At 72.4% G+C, this 17,225-nt stretch carries 16 protein-coding genes; 11 read left to right on the forward strand and 5 right to left on the reverse strand.

Annotated features, from left to right (window positions below; all coding sequences use genetic code 11):
- Nucleotides 1-40: 40 nt before the first annotated feature.
- Nucleotides 41-499 carry a MarR family winged helix-turn-helix transcriptional regulator gene (locus AC3AGO_RS30075; protein WP_487823406.1) on the forward strand — a complete coding sequence of 153 codons (459 nt, stop codon included), beginning with the start codon at nt 41-43 and terminating at the stop codon, nt 497-499.
- Between the two features lie 76 nt (nt 500-575).
- On the opposite strand, the gene AC3AGO_RS30080 is transcribed toward AC3AGO_RS30075, so the two are convergent.
- Entirely contained in the window at nt 576-1,031 is a 456-nt protein-coding gene (locus AC3AGO_RS30080; protein WP_487823407.1) for a carboxymuconolactone decarboxylase family protein, read from the reverse strand.
- Nucleotides 1,032-1,332: 301 nt separating this feature from the next.
- Here AC3AGO_RS30080 and AC3AGO_RS30085 point away from each other — a divergent pair, with 301 nt between their 5' ends.
- The 5 genes from AC3AGO_RS30085 (at nt 1,333) to AC3AGO_RS30105 (ending at nt 6,383) form a co-directional block, all read left to right on the forward strand.
- Nucleotides 1,333-2,535: an FUSC family protein gene (locus tag AC3AGO_RS30085; protein ID WP_487823408.1), complete on the forward strand. Its 1,203-nt coding sequence runs from the start codon at nt 1,333-1,335 to the stop codon at nt 2,533-2,535.
- Nucleotides 2,536-2,706: 171 nt separating this feature from the next.
- The gene (locus AC3AGO_RS30090; protein WP_487823409.1) at nt 2,707-3,492 is read left to right on the forward strand and encodes a VOC family protein; all 786 of its coding nucleotides are present in this window, start codon (nt 2,707-2,709) and stop codon (nt 3,490-3,492) included.
- Between the two features lie 264 nt (nt 3,493-3,756).
- Nucleotides 3,757-5,538, forward strand: a complete 1,782-nt coding sequence (locus tag AC3AGO_RS30095; RefSeq protein ID WP_487823410.1) for a glycoside hydrolase family 15 protein — start codon at nt 3,757-3,759, stop codon at nt 5,536-5,538.
- Between the two features lie 242 nt (nt 5,539-5,780).
- Nucleotides 5,781-6,008: a DUF5133 domain-containing protein gene (locus tag AC3AGO_RS30100; RefSeq protein WP_487823411.1), complete on the forward strand. Its 228-nt coding sequence runs from the start codon at nt 5,781-5,783 to the stop codon at nt 6,006-6,008.
- A 141-nt stretch (nt 6,009-6,149) separates the two neighbouring features.
- Nucleotides 6,150-6,383 carry a hypothetical protein gene (locus AC3AGO_RS30105; RefSeq protein WP_487823412.1) on the forward strand — a complete coding sequence of 78 codons (234 nt, stop codon included), beginning with the start codon at nt 6,150-6,152 and terminating at the stop codon, nt 6,381-6,383.
- 144 nt (nt 6,384-6,527) lie between these two features.
- Here AC3AGO_RS30105 and AC3AGO_RS30110 read toward each other — a convergent pair whose 3' ends face one another.
- Nucleotides 6,528-6,848 (reverse strand): L-rhamnose mutarotase, encoded by a 321-nt coding sequence (locus AC3AGO_RS30110; protein WP_487823413.1) that lies wholly within the window; start codon nt 6,846-6,848, stop codon nt 6,528-6,530.
- Nucleotides 6,849-7,068: 220 nt separating this feature from the next.
- On the opposite strand from AC3AGO_RS30110, the gene AC3AGO_RS30115 reads away from it, so the two are divergent.
- From AC3AGO_RS30115 to AC3AGO_RS30130, 4 genes are all read left to right on the forward strand, one after another.
- Nucleotides 7,069-8,403 (forward strand): MFS transporter, encoded by a 1,335-nt coding sequence (locus AC3AGO_RS30115; protein ID WP_487823414.1) that lies wholly within the window; start codon nt 7,069-7,071, stop codon nt 8,401-8,403.
- Nucleotides 8,404-8,484: 81 nt separating this feature from the next.
- A complete protein-coding gene (rhaI, locus tag AC3AGO_RS30120) occupies nt 8,485-9,657 on the forward strand; it encodes an L-rhamnose isomerase (protein WP_487823415.1) in 1,173 nt (390 codons plus the stop codon).
- 261 nt (nt 9,658-9,918) lie between these two features.
- Nucleotides 9,919-11,961 (forward strand): bifunctional aldolase/short-chain dehydrogenase, encoded by a 2,043-nt coding sequence (locus AC3AGO_RS30125; protein ID WP_487823416.1) that lies wholly within the window; start codon nt 9,919-9,921, stop codon nt 11,959-11,961.
- Nucleotides 11,962-11,973: 12 nt separating this feature from the next.
- Nucleotides 11,974-13,461, forward strand: a complete 1,488-nt coding sequence (locus AC3AGO_RS30130; RefSeq protein ID WP_487823417.1) for a rhamnulokinase — start codon at nt 11,974-11,976, stop codon at nt 13,459-13,461.
- Between the two features lie 566 nt (nt 13,462-14,027).
- Here AC3AGO_RS30130 and AC3AGO_RS30135 read toward each other — a convergent pair.
- The 3 genes from AC3AGO_RS30135 to AC3AGO_RS30145 all read right to left on the reverse strand — a co-directional run bounded on the left by AC3AGO_RS30135 (nt 14,028) and on the right by AC3AGO_RS30145 (nt 16,745).
- The gene (locus AC3AGO_RS30135; protein WP_487823418.1) at nt 14,028-14,831 is read right to left on the reverse strand and encodes a DUF4389 domain-containing protein; all 804 of its coding nucleotides are present in this window, start codon (nt 14,829-14,831) and stop codon (nt 14,028-14,030) included.
- Between the two features lie 194 nt (nt 14,832-15,025).
- Nucleotides 15,026-15,790, reverse strand: coding sequence for a Clp protease N-terminal domain-containing protein (locus tag AC3AGO_RS30140; protein WP_487823419.1), 765 nt, complete (start codon nt 15,788-15,790; stop codon nt 15,026-15,028).
- A 31-nt stretch (nt 15,791-15,821) separates the two neighbouring features.
- Nucleotides 15,822-16,745 (reverse strand): LysR family transcriptional regulator, encoded by a 924-nt coding sequence (locus AC3AGO_RS30145; protein WP_487823420.1) that lies wholly within the window; start codon nt 16,743-16,745, stop codon nt 15,822-15,824.
- 155 nt (nt 16,746-16,900) lie between these two features.
- Between AC3AGO_RS30145 and AC3AGO_RS30150 the strand changes: the two genes are divergently transcribed.
- On the forward strand, nt 16,901-17,146 hold the full coding sequence (locus tag AC3AGO_RS30150; protein ID WP_487823421.1) for a hypothetical protein: 246 nt from the start codon (nt 16,901-16,903) through the stop codon (nt 17,144-17,146).
- Nucleotides 17,147-17,225 lie beyond the last annotated feature (79 nt).

Here is a 17,225-nt window from a genome sequence, read left to right on the forward strand (position 1 = left end):
CAACTATAGAGAGAGCCGGTTCGCAATCCGAGGAGGACCTGTGACCGCGACCGTCCCGTCCACCGCCGCCCTGGCCCAGGGCTGGTGCGCGCTGTCCCTGCTGCACGGCCGCATCGAGGCGCACATCGAACGCGCCCTCCAGGCCGGACACGGCCTGAGCGCACGCGAGTTCTCCCTGCTCGACGTCCTCAGCAGGCAGCACGACGGGGACGGCGGTCATCTGCAGATGCGGCAGGTGGCGGACGCGCTCACGCTCAGCCAGAGCGCCACGACCCGCCTGGTCACCCGCCTCGAGGACCGCGGCCTGCTGGCCCGCTACCTGTGCCCGACCGACCGGCGCGGCATCTACACCAACGTCTCGGACGCCGGGCACACCCTCCTCGCCGAGGCCCGCCCCACCAACGCGGCGGCGCTCCGCGAGGCCCTCGACGAGGCGTCCCGCGATCCCGTACTGGCCCCGCTGGTCCAGGCGTTGGAGACCCTCGACGCCACGGCGTGAGCCGCCCGCGACAGCGAACGGCGCGGCCACCGCACTGAGCGGTGACCGCGCCGTCGTACTGCGTGTGAAGTACGGCTCAGAAGTTCTGTCCTGCGGGCTGACGGGTCGTGGCGTTGAACCGGTTGAACATGTTCGTCATGCCGATCATGAGGACCAGCGCTGCGAGGCCCTTCTCGTCGAAGTGCTCCGCCGCCTCGTCCCAGACCGCGTCCGGCACCGGGTCCGAACTGTCCGCGAGGCGCGTCGCCGCTTCGGTGAGCGCCAGCGCGGCGCGCTCCGCGTCGGTGAAGTACGGCGCCTCGCGCCAGGCCGAGACGGCGATGAGCCGCTCGGCCGTCTCGCCCGCCTTCAGCGCGGTGCGGGCGCCGAAGTCCACGCAGGCGCTGCAGCCGTTGATCTGACTCGCGCGCATGTGGACCAGCTCCAGCGTGGTCTCCGGAACGCCGCCGCTCCGCGTGACCTTCACCAGTTCCTGGATGGGCTCCATGACCCCGGACAGGACAGTGGCCGGATTCTGTATGCGTGCCTGCATCGTTGATCTCCCTCTTGTTCGCGCCCTCTTGACCGCCTCGGCGCCGGATCGCGCCGTCACCGACACGACGGACCGCGCCCCGCGGATGTGACACGGCCGCCTCCCGACGCCCCGACTGCCACCGCCGTACCGCCGGGTGTCGCTCCGGTGAAGCGCGCGGGAAACAACGCCGCGCGCCAACCGCGCGCCGGCGGACGGTGTTTACGCGCCCGGCCGCATGGCATCCGTGTCCGGGGTCCGGTCGCCGGCGTGCGGCGGCGTGCGGCGTACCCGTCGGTCCGAGAGGCGAAGGCGGTGTGTGATGGGCCGGGAGACGGCCGAGACGACGGACAGCCGGCAGTACACAGCACGCTCCCCGGGGCGGCTCCGCCGCGCCGTCCGGCGTGTCCGTGACGCGTTCCGCAGGGCGAAGGGGCACAGCGGCCCCGAACGGGACACCCTCGCCCTGCTCTTCAAGAGCGGACTCGCCGGCACCCTGTCCTGGGGGTTCGCCACCTACGTGGCGGCCTCGCCGCAGCCGACGTACGCCCCGTTCACCGCGCTGCTGGTGGTGCAGTCCACCGCGTACCGGTCGCTGCTGCAGTCCGTACGGTACGTCGGCGCCGTCGTGCTCGGGGTGCTGGCCGCCGGCGCGGCCGGGCCGCTCCTGGGCGAGAACGCCGCCGCCTTCGCGGTGATGCTCGGCGTCGCCCTCGTCATCGGCCGCTGGCAGCGGCTGGGCAGCCAGGGCATGCAGGTGGCCGTCGCCGCCGTCTTCGCGTACCACGCGGTGTCCGGCACGCAGGAGTCGATGCTCGGGCAGATCGTCCTCATGGCGCTGCTGGGCGCCGCCGTGGGCCTCGCCGTCGCCCTGTTCGTCATGCCGCCGCTGCACTACCGTGCCGCCGCGCGCGGCCTCAACCAGGTCTCGCAGACGCTGTGTTCCCTGCTGGACGACATGGCGGACGGGCTGCGCGACGGCATGCCCGAACGCGACACCGTCGCCGACTGGCTCCAGCGCGCACGACAGCTGGACCAGAGCGCCGCCACCGCCCGGCAGGCCGTCGAGTCCGGCTACGAGAGCGTCATCTGGAACCCGCGCAGGCTGCTGCGCCCCGGCAGCACCCCGACGAGCTTCACCGGATACCGCACCCTCGTGGCCGCCCTCACCCGCGCCGGCGAACAACTGCGCAGCATCTGCTACGCGTTGCTGCGCATCATCGACGACGAGGACACCGCGGCCCCCTCCGACGAGTTCCTCCGCGCGTACGCCGAGCTCCTCGACGTCGTCTGCCGCGCCCCCGGCTCCGTCGGCGCCGCCGCCGAGGACGGCGACGGCCACGGACCGCTCGGCCGCACCCTGCGGGACGGCCGGGCCCGCCACCACGCCCTCTGCCGCGCCTGCGACGGCGCCGACGCGTGGCCCACGTACGGGGTGCTGCTCACCGACGCGGAACGGCTGCTGACCGAGTTCGGACAGGCCCACTCCCAGGGCGCCCTGCACCCGCCGCCCGAGGCCGCGTGAGCCGTCCGACCGGGTGCGGAGCCGCACCGTACGGCCGTTCCGCGGGGTGATCATGCCCCTCGGCAGAGTGACGTTTGGGGCTCCGGCGGCGAGGCACCCCGTGGGTGGGGCCACAGTGAGACAGGGTCCTTTCTGAGCCGCCGCGGCCCCCTGAACAGCGAGGCGAGTGACATGTGTGCGCACATCGAGCCGGTCCACGGCGCCCCCTGCTGGGTCAGTCTGACGACCAACGGCCTGGACCGCGCACAGCAGTTCTACGGCAAGGTGCTGGGCTGGACGTTCCGTCCCGGCTCCCTCGGTGACGACTTCACCGTCGCCCACGACGGCGACGGCGTACCGGTCGCCGGGCTCGGCGCCATCGCCGGGGCCCTGAACATCCCGGTGGCCTGGACCCCGTACTTCTCCGTCCCCGACGTGGACACCGCGGCCTCCCGCATCGCGGAACGCGCCGCGACCGTCGCCGTCGGCCCGCTGCGCCTCGGCGGCGGACGTGCGCTGATGGCCGCCGACCCGCACGGGGCCCGGTTCGGCCTGTGGCAGGGGCCCGTACTGCCCAGCTGGCACGCCGAGCAGCAGGCGCCTCCCGGACGGCTCGACCTGCGCACCCGGGACGCCTTCGCCGCCGCCATCTTCTACGGAGAGGTCCTCGACTGGGGCCAGGGGACGGGCAGTTGCGACGTCACCTTCGCGGCGGACACGGCCGGAACCGTCGAGGTACGGGCCGGCGGCCACCTCGCCGCCACCATGAGCGGCGGCGCCGTCGAGACGGCCCCGGACCCCCGGGTGCGGCCCCGCTGGAACGTCTCCTTCTACGCCGCCGACCCGGACGCCGCCGCGTCCGCCGCGGAAGCGGCCGGCGGCCGCGCCCTCACCGAGCCCGCCCCGGTCGACGGACACGCCGTCACCCTCAGCGACCCCGACGGCGCCCTCTTCACCGTCCGCCACCGGAAGCAGTGAGCCGCGGCGGCACGCGGGCTGTCGGCACGGGTGCCGACGGCGAACGGGTGGGCGGCGTACGGGCGGGCGGGTGGCGTACGGAAGCCGCCGGGCGGGGACACGCGGGAGCGCCGCCGGGACCCGCGGCCCGGCGCATCGGGCCCGCCGCGGCGAGGAGTTGCCCGGTCGGGCGTGAGTGAGAGCGGCAGTGCGGGAAACCGGTGAGCGCCGGAGCCGGCTCCGGGGGCAGGACACGCCGGCCACGCGAGAAGAGGGGACCAGCCGATGAGCGACAGCCTGTCGCCGGAAGCCACGTGCATGCCGCAGCCGCTGCGCGAGTACGCGCTGCTCGCCGACGGGGAACGCGGCGCCCTCGTCGGGCCGCGCGGCGAGTTCGCCTGGATGTGCGCCCCGCGCTGGGACTCCGACGCCGTGTTCTCCACCCTCATCGGCGGCTCCGGCACCTACGCCGTCACACCGGCCGGCCGGTTCGTGTGGGGCGGTTCGTACGAGCCGGGCTCGCTCGTGTGGTGCGGCCGCTGGGTCACCGAGGAGGGCGTCGTCGAGTGCCACGAAGCCCTCGCGTACCCCGGCGAGCCGGACCGCGCCGTGGTGCTGCGGCGCCTCGTCGCCCGCGACGCGCCCGCCCGGCTGCGGGTGACGCTGGAACCGCGCACCGGGTTCGGTACGCAGCCGTTCACCGAGTGGAGCAGCGACGAGGACGGCGTGTGGACCGCGCGGGCCGGGGACCTGCGGCTGCGCTGGACCGGTGGCGGGCGGGCCCGCCCGGCCGGCACGGACGGGGCCCGGCTCGAATTCGAGATCACGCTGGAGGCGGGAGCCCGTCACGACCTCGTACTGGAGCTCTCAGCCCGGCCCCTGACCGGGCCGGCGCCGGACGCCGGCCGGCTGTGGGCGTCCACCCGGTCCGCGTGGGCACATGCCGTACCGCCCGTCGAGGACAGCATCGCCCCCGGCGACGCGCGCCACGCGTACGCGGTGCTGCGCGGGCTGACCGGCTCGGGAGGCGGCATGGTCGCGGCGGCCACCACCAGCCTCCCGGAACGCGCCGAGGAGGGCCGCAACTACGACTACCGGTACGTGTGGATCCGCGACCAGTGCTTCGCCGGGCAGGCCGCGGCCGCCGCCGGACACTGCCAACTCCTCGACGAGGCCGTACGGTTCGTCACCGCCCGGCTGCACGAGGACGGGCCCCGGCTGTCCCCCGCGTACACCGTCGACGGCGGCCGCATCCCCGACCAGCGGCCACTCCAACTGCCCGGCTACCCGGGCGGGTTCGACCAAGTCGGCAACAGGGTCACCAAACAGTTCCAGCTCGACGTGTTCGGCGAGGCCCTGTTGCTGCTGGCCGCCGCGGCCCGGCACGGCCGACTGGACGCCGAGGGCTGGCAGGCCGCCCGTACCGCCGCCGACGCCGTCGCCCAGCGGCACACCGAACTCGACGCCGGCATCTGGGAGTTGGATGACAGGCTGTGGGCGCACAGCCGCCTCATCTGCGTCGCCGGCCTGCGCGCGATGGCCGCCGCGGCGGCCGTGGACCGCGGCGCCGCGCCGGCCTCCCGCACCGCCGAATGGCTCGCCCTCGCCGACCGGCTCGTCGCCGACACGGCCGCACACAGCCTGCACCCCGCGGGCCACTGGCAGCGCTCGCCCGGCGACCCGCGGCTGGACGGGGCGCTGCTGCTGCCTGCGGTACGCGGCGGGATTCCGCCCGGAGACCCGCGCACCCGGGCCACGCTCGACGCGTACACGCGGCACCTCACCGAGGACTTCCACGCCTACCGCTTCCGGCACGACGAACGTCCCCTGGCCGAAGCCGAAGGCGCCTTCCTGCTCTGCGGGTTCATCGTCGCCCTGGCCGAACACCAGCAGGGCCGCGAGATCGCGGCGCACCGCTGGTTCGAGCGCAACCGCGCCGCCACGGGGCCTCCCGGCCTGTACTCCGAGGAGTACGACGTCGCCCAGCGCCAACTCCGCGGCAACCTCCCCCAGGCCTTCGTCCACGCCCTGCTGCTGGAGACGTCGGTACGGCTCGCGGGCCGGTGACGTACGGGCTCCGGCCCTCGGGCCTGGGGCGTACGGGATTCCGGGCCCGGGGCGTACGGCTCGCGGGCCGGTGACGCACGGCTCCGGGCCTGTGACGTGGGTGAATCGCGCGCGACGGGCCGGTCAACGGTGGGGGAAATCACCCCCGTTGGGCCCGGCGTGCGGGAATCGTCGTGTGGCGCAGGTGTTTACGTGAGGGCGGCGGAGGCACCCGCTGCGCCGAGAGGGAAGGAGAGACACTCATGCTGATGGCTCACCCCGCAATTCTGCGGAACCTCGTCGACCAGTACGAGTCGCTGCAGGCCCTGCTCGCGGTCAACGGCAGCCCCGACGTACGCCGCCGCTTCGACGACGTCGCGTACAGCCTGTGCGTGGCCACCGGTACGAGCGACGCCGACGCGGCCCTGATCGCGGCCCGCCTCCATCTCCCCGGGGCCCGTACCGAAGACGACTCCCTCATCGACGCCTGACCCGGGCCGGGGCCGCCGACTGTGTGTCCCCGCCGCTCCCGTCTGCGGTGCTTCCGCTAACGTCGGTGCGGTCGGCGCCGGGTACGGCCCGGCGCCGACCGCATTTTTGTGCCGCGCGGTGACGCGGGAAAGGGGAGGGGCATGGCCAAGCCGGTGTTCGCCGCGATCGGGGACAAGTGGATCCGCTGTCTGTTCTGCCAGGGGGAGGAGTTCCGCAAGCGCTCCGTGCAACTCAACAGCGCCGGCATGGAGTTGATGAACCTCGGCTGGGCCAACGAGGCCGCCACCGGCCTGATCTGCCGACACTGCGGATACGTCCACCTCTTCGCGAACGAGAACATCAAGTTCTACGAACCGAGGCCCTGGAAGAAGTAGCGGCGGAGCCGCCCCCGAGGGTGGTGCGTCGTACCGCTCGTTCAACGAGCGCCACGACGCACGATGTCGGTCACGCTAGGGCTTTGAACATGACCCGTTCCCCGGGTTCGGTCCCGGGCGCCCGGAGTCGCCGCCCGCGCAGGGTCACGCGAGGTGGAAGACCTCCGTCAAGGGGGTCATCGCGGCGTCCGGGCTGCCGCCGTCGAGGCCCTCGAAGAACTCCGCCATCTCCGCCTGCCAGCGCGCGTTGACGGCCGTGGCCTCCATGGCGGCCTGTGCCGCGGCGAAGTCCTCGGTCTCCAAGTAGCCGACGAGCAGGCCGTCCTCGCGGAGGAAGAGCGAGTAGTTGCCCCACCCCGCGGCGGACAGGGCGTCCTGCATCTCGGGCCACACCGACTCGTGCCGGCGCCGGTACTCCTCGAGCCGGTCCTCGCGGACTTTGAGCAGAAAGCAGACGCGTTGCACGGATCCGGCTCCTCACCAGGGAAATGAAAGGATTCATATACGGCGCCCGCCGAGTAGACCGTGTCCGGAACGGAGGCGTCAACCCCGTTCGGTGCAAGCACTCGGCGACCCTCCGTATGCGCGCTGCGAGTTCGCGCACACCTCTTGACGACGGGCCGCGAGGCCCTCATGTTTTATACGTTTCAAGTTGTGTTCCGTACTGGACGAAGGAGTCCCGGTGATGTCTGCGGACAGCACACAGGCCGCGCCGCCCGACGGCGGCGGGGTCTCGCGGCAGCAGTGGAAGTGGACAGCGCTGGCCGGGATGGCCTCGTACCTGGATGCCGGGTCCATCGTCGCGCTCGGGTCCGGACTGGCCCTGTTCCAGAAGGAGTTGGGCCTCTCCGACGGCGGGGTCGGCGCGCTCGCCGCCATCGGGCCCAACGCGATCGGCGCCGCCATCGGCGCGTTCATCGGCGGGCGGCTCGGCGACAAGCTGGGGCGCAAGCGCATCTACCAGTACGACCTGCTGGTCTACGCGGCGGCGATCCTGTTGATCGCGTTCGCGGTGAGCCCGCTGATGCTGTTCGTCGGCACGTTCATGGTCGGCGTCGCCGTGGGCGCGGACGTGCCCACCTCGCTGGCGCTCGTCGGCGAACTGTCGCCGGCGAAGGCACGCGGGAAACTGCTCGGGCTCACCCAAGTGACCTGGAATCTCGGGCCGGTGATCGTGCTGCTGCTGGCCTGGGCACTGGCGCCGCTCGATCTGCTCGGCATCCGCATCGTCTTCCTGCACCTCTTCCTGGTGGCGATCGTGACGTACGCGATGCGCCGCGGGATGACCGAGTCCGCCGTGTGGAAGACCGCTTCGCAGTCCGGCCAAGCCGCCCGAGCGAAGCTGCGGGACCTGCTGAGCGGCCCGAATCTGCGGGCGCTGCTGTGGACCGCCGGCATCTATCTGACGTGGAACCTCGTCGCCGGGACCAACGGCATCTTCACGCCGTACATGGTCAGGACGCTGGGCGCCGGCGGTCAGGCCACGAGTGTGGCGCTGTCCTGTGCCGGCTTCGCGCTGGCCATCGTCGGTACGGTCACGATCTACATGCGGTTCTCCGACCGGGGGCACCGGCACCGGAAGGTGATGTGGGTCGTCGGTTCCGTGATGCAGGTCGTCGCCTTCGGGCTGTTCGTGGTCCTGCCGTTCACCGTGCCGGTGATCATCTTCAATGTGCTGCTGTTCGGCATCGGGCAGACCATGGCCGGCGAGGGCGTGTACAAGACCGTCAGCCAGGAACTGTTCCCGACCATGCTGCGGGGGACCGCGCAGGGCATCTCGTTCGGAGTGGCCCGGGTGATCCTCGGGATCTGGTCGTTCTTCGTGCCGGTGCTCGCGTCCAACGGGATCGTGCCCGTCGCCATCGTGCTGACGTCCTGCATGCTCTTCTGCGGTGTCCTCGGCTTCTTCATGCCGAACACCACGGGGAAGTCGTTGGAGCTGATCGAGTCCGAGCGGTCCGGGAAGGCCGTTCCGCAGGCGGGCGGCGCGCAGCCGGAGCGGGCCGCGGCCCAGGGATGAAGTACGCGTGCCCGAGGGGCCGTTGACAGCCCCTCGGGCACGCATTAGCGTCTGTTTGAATCGATTCACGTTGGGAGAGACATGACCGAGCCCACCCGTGCGGCCGTGAAGGAAGCACTGAAGTCCCAGGTGATCGAGACGCCGTCCTGGGGATACGGGAACTCCGGCACCCGGTTCAAGGTGTTCGCCCAGCCCGGCGTCCCCCGCGACCCGTTCGAGAAGCTGGAGGACGCCGCGCAGGTGCACGCGTACACCGGCATCGCGCCGGTCGTCTCGCTGCACATCCCGTGGGACCGCGTCGAGGACTACGGCGCCCTCGCCGCGTACGCGCGCGAGCGTGGAGTGCGCCTGGGGATGATCAACGCGAACGTCTTCCAGGACGACGACTACAAGCTCGGCTCGGTGACCCACCCGGACCCGGCGGTGCGCCGCAAGGCCGTGGACCATCTGCTGCACTGCGTCGACGTCATGGACGCCACCGGCTCCGACGCGCTCAAGCTGTGGTTCGCGGACGGCACCAACTACCCCGGCCAGGACGACATCACGGCCCGGCAGGACCGGCTCGCCGAGGCGCTGTCCGAGGTGTACGCGCGGCTGGGCGACGAGCAGCGGATGGTGCTGGAGTACAAGTTCTTCGAGCCGGCCTTCTACGCCACCGACGTTCCGGACTGGGGCACTTCGTACGCGCACTGCCTCAAGCTCGGCGAGAAGGCGCGGGTGTGCGTCGACACGGGGCACCACGCGCCCGGTACGAACATCGAGTTCATCGTGGCGCTGCTGCTGCGCGAGAAGAAGCTGGGCGCCTTCGACTTCAACTCCCGCTTCTTCGCCGACGACGACCTGATGGCCGGCGCGGCCGACCCGTTCCAGCTGTTCCGGATCATGCACGAGGTGGTCAGGAACGGCGGCCTGGACCCCGCGAACGACGTGCGGTTCATGCTCGACCAGTGCCACAACATCGAGGCGAAGATCCCCGCGGTCATCCGCTCCGTGCTCAACGTGCAGGAGGCGACGGCGAAGGCGCTCCTCGTCGACCGCGACGCGCTGCGCACCACGCAGAACGAGGGCGATGTGCTCGGCGCCAACGAGGCGCTGATGGACGCGTACAACACGGACGTACGGCCGCTGCTGGCCGACGTGCGCGAGGAGTCGGGCCTCGGCCGCGACCCGGTGCGGGCCTACCTCGCCTCCGGCAACCAGGAGCGGATCGCGAAGGAGCGGGTCGGCGGGGAGCAGGCCGGCTGGGGAGCGTAACGCGCGTGTCCGCGCGCTGTGTTCCGCGAAACGAACCCCGTGCGGGGTGCGGTTCCCCGCGGGTCTCGCGCCGCTGTGCGGGCTTGCGTGCGGGCCGCGCCCGCGGGCCGCGCGTGCCGCGCGGTTGCGCAGTTCCCCGCGCCCCTTTTTGCGCAGTTCCCCGCGCCCCTTATTCGTGTGCCGTTGCCCGCGCCCCTGTTTGGCCTTCCATCCTCCTGACCCCCCGTCACCCCGTCCCGTCTCTCACCGAAGGAATCCGTCATGTCCTCCGTTCACCCCGCCGTCGCCGATCTTCTGGGGCGGGCGCGCACTCTTGGTTCCGATCCGCGTAACACCAACTACGCCGGGGGCAACGCCTCCGCGAAGGGTACGGAGACCGACCCCGTCACCGGCCGGGACGCCGAGCTGATGTGGGTCAAGGGCTCCGGGGGCGATCTCGGCACGCTCACCGAGGCCGGGCTCGCCGTGCTGCGGCTGGACCGGTTGCGGGCCCTGCGGGACGTGTACCCGGGCGTGGACCGCGAGGACGAGATGGTCGACGCCTTCGACTACTGCCTGCACGGCAAGGGCGGCGCGGCCCCGTCCATCGACACGGCCATGCACGGGCTGGTCGACGCGCCGCACGTGGACCATCTGCACCCGGACTCGGGCATCGCGCTGGCCTGCGCGGCGGACGGCGAGAAGCTGACGGCCGAGTGCTTCGGCGACACCGTCGTGTGGGTGCCCTGGCGGCGCCCCGGTTTCCAGCTCGGGCTGGACATCGCCGCGGTGAAGGAGGCCAACCCGCAGGCGGTGGGCTGCGTTCTGGGCGGGCACGGCATCACCGCGTGGGGCGAGACCAGCGAGGAGTGCGAGCGCAACTCCCTGCACATGATCCGTACCGCGGAGAGGTTCCTCGAAGAGCGGGGCAGGGCCGAGCCGTTCGGCCCGCTGCTGGACGGTTACGGCGCGCTGCCGGAGGCGGAGCGCCGGGCGCGGGCCGCGGCGCTGGCGCCGGTGCTGCGGGGGCTGGCGTCCACCGACCGGCCGCAGGTGGGGCACTTCACCGACAGCGAGCCCGTACTGGACTTCCTGGCCCGGGCCGAGCACCCGCGGCTGGCGGCGCTGGGCACCTCCTGCCCGGACCACTTCCTGCGGACGAAGGTCCGGCCGCTGGTGCTGGACCTGCCGGCGGCCGCCCCGCTGGAAGAGGCGATCGCGCGGCTGAAGGAGCTGCACGCCGCATACCGCGAGGAGTACGCCGCCTACTACGCGCGGCACGCCGACGACAGTTCGCCGGCGATGCGCGGCGCCGACCCGGCGATCGTGCTGGTGCCGGGCGTGGGCATGTTCTCCTTCGGCAAGGACAAGCAGACGGCGCGCGTGGCGGGGGAGTTCTACCTCAACGCGGTCAACGTGATGCGTGGCGCGGAGGCCGTCTCCTCGTACGCGCCGATCGAGGAAGCGGAGAAGTTCCGCATCGAGTACTGGGCGCTGGAGGAGGCCAAGCTGCGGCGCATGCCGAAGCCGAAGCCGCTCGCCACCCGGGTGGCGCTGGTGACCGGCGCGGGCTCCGGCATCGGCAAGGCCATCGCGCAGCGGCTCGCCGCGGAGGGCGCGTGCGTGGTCGTGGCCGACATGAACGCGGAGAACGCCGCCGCCGTCGCGGACGAACTCGGCGGCCCCGACCGGGCGATCGCGGTGACGGCTGATGTGACCAGCGAGGAACAGATCGCCGCGGCCGTCGACGCCGCCGCGCTCGCGTTCGGCGGCGTCGATCTCGTCGTCAACAACGCGGGCATCTCGCTGTCGAAGCCGCTGCTGGAGACCACGGCGGCCGACTGGGATCTGCAGCACGACATCATGGCGCGCGGTTCCTTCCTGGTGTCCCGGGAGGCGGCGCGGCTCATGCAGGCGCAGGGTCTGGGCGGCGACATCGTCTACATCGCGTCCAAGAACGCGGTGTTCGCCGGCCCGAACAACATCGCGTACTCGGCGACCAAGGCCGACCAGGCGCATCAGGTGCGGCTGCTGGCCGCCGAGCTCGGCGAGCACGGTATCCGCGTCAACGGCGTCAACCCCGATGGTGTGGTGCGGGGTTCGGGCATCTTCGCGGGCGGCTGGGGCGCGCAGCGCGCCGCCGTGTACGGCGTGCCGGAGGAGAAGCTCGGCGAGTTCTACGCCCAGCGCACCCTGCTGAAGCGGGAGGTGCTGCCGGAGCACGTCGCCAACGCCGTCTTCGCCCTGACCGGCGGCGACTTGACGCACACGACGGGCCTGCACGTGCCGGTGGACGCCGGCGTCGCCGCCGCGTTCCTGCGCTGAACGGGGGCCGGAATGCCGCAAGTTGACGCTGACGCCGGGGACGGCGCCACGTTCGCCGCCGTCGACCTGGGCGCGACCAGCGGGCGCGTGATCGCCGGTACGGTCGGCCCGGGCACACTGGAGCTGCGGGAGGCCCACCGCTTCCCCAACACGCCCGTCCGGCTGCCGACCGGGCTGCACTGGGATGTGGCGGCCCTGTACCAGGGGATCCTCGACGGGCTGCGGGAGACGGCCCGTTCGGGCCGGCCGCCGGTCTCCGTCGGCATCGACACATGGGCCGTCGACTACGGCCTGCTGGACGCCGACGGGGCGCTGCTCGGCCAGCCGTACCACTACCGGGACGCGCGCACCGACGGTACGGCCGCCGAAGTGCACGCCGTGTGCGGCCCGGAGGAGCTGTACGCGGTGACCGGGCTGCAACACCTCCCGTTCAACACGGTGTTCCAGCTCGCCGCCGCCCGCCGGTCCGCTTCCTGGCCGGCGGCCCGCACGCTGCTGCTCGTACCGGACCTGCTGGTGCACTGGCTGACCGGCACGGTGGGCGCGGAGGAGACCAACGCCTCCACGACGGGGCTGTTCGACGCGGAGCGCGGTACGTGGTCGGACGCGCTCATCTCCCGGCTGGGGCTGGACCGTTCGCTGTTCCCGCCGCTGCGCGCGCCGGGCGATCCGGCGGGCACGCTGCTGCCGCACGTGGCCGCGGCCACGGGGCTGCCGGAGTCGACGCCGGTGACGACGGTCGCCTCGCACGACACGGCCTCCGCGGTGGCCGCGGTGCCCGCCGAGGGCGAGGACGCCGCCTACATCTCGTGCGGCACCTGGTCGTTGGCGGGTCTGGAGCTGGACGCGCCGGTACGCAGCGCCGAGTCCCGCGCCGCCAACTTCACCAACGAGCGGGGCGTCGACGGCACCGTCCGCTATCTGCGCAACATCATGGGGATGTGGCTGCTGGAGGAGTGCCGCCGCGGCTGGGAGCAGCAGGGCGACCGTACGGACCTGCCGTCGCTGCTCCAACAGGCCGCGGACGCCGAGCCGTTCGCCGCGCTGGTGGACCCGGACGACCCGGTGTTCCTCGCTCCGGGCGACATGCAGGGCCGGATCGCGGACTTCCTGGTCCGTACGGGCCAGCGTCCGCCCGCGACGCGCGGCGGCACGGTGCGCTGCGTCCTGGAGAGCCTCGCGCTGGCGCACCGCCGTACGCTGCGGGACGCGGCGCGGCTGTCGGGGCGCGACATCCGGCGGGTGCACATGGTCGGCGGCGGTTCCCGCAACGAGCTGCTGTGCCAGTGGACGGCCGACGCGACGGGCCTGCCCGTCACGGCGGGCCCGGCCGAGTCCACGGCACTGGGCAACATCCTGCTGCAGGCGCGGGCCCACGGGCTGGTGGGAGACCTCGCCGGGATGCGGGCGCTGGTCGCGAAGACCCAGGACGTAGGGCACTACGAGCCGCGTACGGGAACGGCCCGTTGGGACGCGGCGGCCGCGCGGCTGGAGGCCTGACCCGGGCGGCGGGAACGTTCGAGGACGGCCGCCTCCGCTGCGGATCGGAGGCGGCCGTCCGGGGCGCGAGGGCGGCTCCCCCCTTCCCTCGCGTCCAGCCCTCCTGCGGCGGCGGGGTGTTCGCGGGCCCCGCCTGATCGCCGCCGGGAGGGCGAGGCTGGACTGCCCACGGTGGCGGCGGCCCAGCCGGCCTGTGTGCCGGATGGTCGTCACGGCACCGGGGTCTGGGGGGCCGGGGAAAGCGCACGTCAAAGGGATGTGAAGTGGCGCGTTCCGGGTTTCACCATAGATCACCGAAGGGGGGCCCGGAAGAGTGCGGGGCTCCGAATCGGTCACGGTTTGTGGTTGAACGGTCACCAAGTCGATCTGCCCGGAAGGGAATTCAGACAGACCCGGTCACTCCCGGTGGTGTCCGCCGCCCGAATCCCGCCCGGATCCCCGCGCGTTGGACCGCTCCGTAGCCGGTCACGACGACGGCTCTCCGGCGACGGGGAGGGAGAAGCTGTCCGGAAAGGGGCGCTCGGTGGCGGGCGGGTGCCGGGCACGCAGGGCCAGGACCGGTGCCGTCAGCGCAGAGTCGAGACCGTGTCGGGGCTCTTGTAGTCGTAGTCGGCGGTGCCGGACTGGACTCCGTTGCCGACGGCGGCGAGCACGCCCAGCACGATGAAGATGACGAGCAGCACCTTGCCGCCGGTCTCCAGCAGGAGCGGGCGGGTCGCGGAGCGCGGTGCGGTACCGGCCGGGGTGGCGGACTGATCGCCGAACAGCCGCTTGGGGTACGAGGACGTGAGCATCATCGTGTACGCGCCCATGCGCATCCGGTAGCGCAGGACGGCCGCCGTCGCCTCGAACAGCGGGCGCGGCATGCGGCCCATGATGAGCACGACCAGCCAGGTCAGGAAGGCGACGACCCACCAGCCGGTCCCGATGACGTAGGTGACGATCCCGGCGGGGATCATCAGGATGATGCGGAAGAGGACGGCGAGCCGGTTCAGCCGGACGTGCGGCACCAGCTCGATCTGTACGGGGTAGTCCGGGGCGCCGCCGAAGCTGAACGGCGGGTAGCGGTCCGTCACCAGCATCGAGCTCGCGTCCAGGCGGGTGGTGTAGCCGAGGTAGTTGGTCAGGTAGCGCTCGATGGGTTCCGGCAGCCGTCCCAGTACGAGGGCGGAGAACCAGCCGGCGACCGTCACGAAGAAGGCGATGATCCCCAGCACCCAGAGGACGATGAACTGGGGGATCAGCAGCAGGAGTCGCAGCAGGACGGTGAGCCGGTTCTGCTTGTCCGGCTCGGGGATGTCCAGCTCGGGGAGGGGTTCACCGGCCGGGTTCCCCGGTACCGCGTTGTCGTGAAAGGCCGTTTCCGTCATGTCCGTCTCCTGGTGCGTTGCCGGAAGCCGACCAGACCACACTGGTCAACGCGGGCCCCGGACGGCACGCCGGGGGGAATCCCTTCGAGTGAGGCGGGGGGGGTGCCGGTGCGGAGCCGACTATCCGACAACACCCGTGCGCCCCGCCGTTTCTGACGGGGTGCCGGGTCCGTACGCAGGACGCTGATGCCCCGTCAGGAGCCCCCGTCGCCGTCCCCGTTCTCCCGTGCCGCCGCCGCGGCGATCGCGGCGACCGCCTCGCCGATGGTGGCCGAGGCGGCCTCCTTGTCGACGCCGAGGCCGCCGAGGACGCCGGTGCCGTCCTCGAACTCCAGGAGGGCCAGCAGGATGTGCTCGGTGCCGATGTAGTTGTGCCCCAGGCGCAGCGCTTCCCGGAAGGTGAGTTCGAGGACCTTCTTCGACTCCGCGTCGTAGGGGATCAGTTCGGGCACCTCGTCCGCGGCCTCCGGCAGTGCGGCACCTGCCGCCTCCCGTACGGACTCCAGGGAGACGCCCTGGGCGAGCAGTGCCTGCGCGGCGAGCGCGTCCGGTTCGCTGAGCAGGCCGAGCAGCAGATGTCCTGTACGCATCTCGGTGTGCCGCGCCGCGTGGGCCTCGTTGTGCGCGGCCATCAGGGAGTTCCGCGCGCGCTCGGTGAAGCGGCTGAATCCCTGGGAGGGGTCGAGGTCCGGGGCCTCTCCGGGGTCCTTCGCGACGAAGCGCTTCTGTGCCGCCTGCCGGGTGACGCCCATGCTCTTGCCGATGTCCGTCCAGGAGGCGCCCGAGCGGCGGGCCTGGTCCACGAAGTGCCCGATGAGGTGGTCGGCGATCTCGCTGAGGTGGTCGGCGGCGAGGACCGCGTCGGAGAGCTGGTCGAGTGCGTCGGTGTGCACCTTCTTGATGGCGTCGATCAGGTCGTCGAGGCGTGGTGACGGCGTCATGCCGCGCGGATTCGTCATGTGTCAACCGTAGGTTGACACGCCCCGAGCGTCAACCGTGGGTTGACAGTACGTCCGCGGCGAGCGTGTCCAGAAGGGAGCGGGCCGTGGAGAGTGCCGGGTGGTCTCCGCTGCCGCTGCGGATGACCGACAGGAACCGCCGGGAAGGGCAGGTCGCTCCGGTCAGCGGTGTGCGCACCGTCTCGGGCAGCGGGGGCAGTTGCGTCACCCGCGGCACCAGGGCGATGCCCAGATTGTGGGCGACGAGCGTCGCGACCAGCGTCCATTCCCGCGCCTGATGGGCCACTTCGGGGGTGAAGCCGGCGGCATTGCAGGCGGACAGCACCAGTTGACGGCAGGCCGTGCCGCACATGCCGACGATCCACTGCTCGCCCGCGAGGTCGCCCAGCGTCGTACCCGGCCGGCCCGCCAGCGGATGCTCGGCGTGCGTGAGGAGGTCGTACGGGTCGTCCAGCAGCGGCTGTTGGTCGAAACGGCCGTCGTTCAGCGGCGGACTCTCCTCGGTGGCCTCCACCACGGCGAGATCGGTCTCGCCGGAGAAGAGCAGGTCGTAGCATTCGCGCGGCTCCGCCTCGCGGAGCGCCACGGTGAGTTCGGGCTCGTCCCGCCGCAGCCGGGTGGTGAGCGGGGCCAGCAGCGCGGAGACGGCTGTGGGCATGCCGGCCATGCGCAGCACTCCGCGCAGCCTCGGCGAGGCGGCGGCCTGCAGCTCGGCCTCCGCCTCCTGCCAGTACGTCTCCATCCGGTCCGCGTGCCGCAGCAGGCTGCGCGCGGACGGCGTCAGGCGTACGCGGCGCCCGTTCGGCTCCAGCAGCTGTACGTCCAACTCCCGTGCCAGGCGGCGCAGTTGCTGGGAGGCCGCGGACGGCGTCATGTGCACCGCCTCGGCGGCGGCGGTCACGGTTCCGTAGTGGGCGACCGCGCGGAGAACGGCCAGCCGGCGCAGGTCAATCATGAAGCTGTTGTACACGGTCGTCTGCAGAAAGAGAACCTGGACCTGCACGGTGAAGGCGGCGATGCTGGCTGTACCCGCACGGGATCCCCTACGGAAGCCCCGCCGGATCCCGTACTTCACCCCCGCAACCACCCCTACTGCTCCGAGGAGCCGTCATGTCCGCATGCCCGTACTGCGGCCGCCCCGACGACCGGCCCGTTTCCACCGTCTCCCGGCACGCCACCGGCGGCGGCGCCACCGTGTGGGTCCGCTGCCCCTGCGGCTCCCTCCAGGCACGGCAGCAGACCGCCCACGGGGTGACCGTGACCGCCCGCGGACGGCCTCCGCGCCCCGTCGACGAGGCGCCGCGCGCCGCCAACAGCGCGCCGTGCGCGGGCAGTCGGGGCGACAGGCGGCGCTGAGCCGGCCCGCCGTGCCGGCCGGGCCGGACCCGGCCGGCGCCGAGCCCGGACGGGGTGCCCCCGCGCGGCGCGCATGCGG

Source organism: Streptomyces sp. BL1, assembly GCF_057628045.1.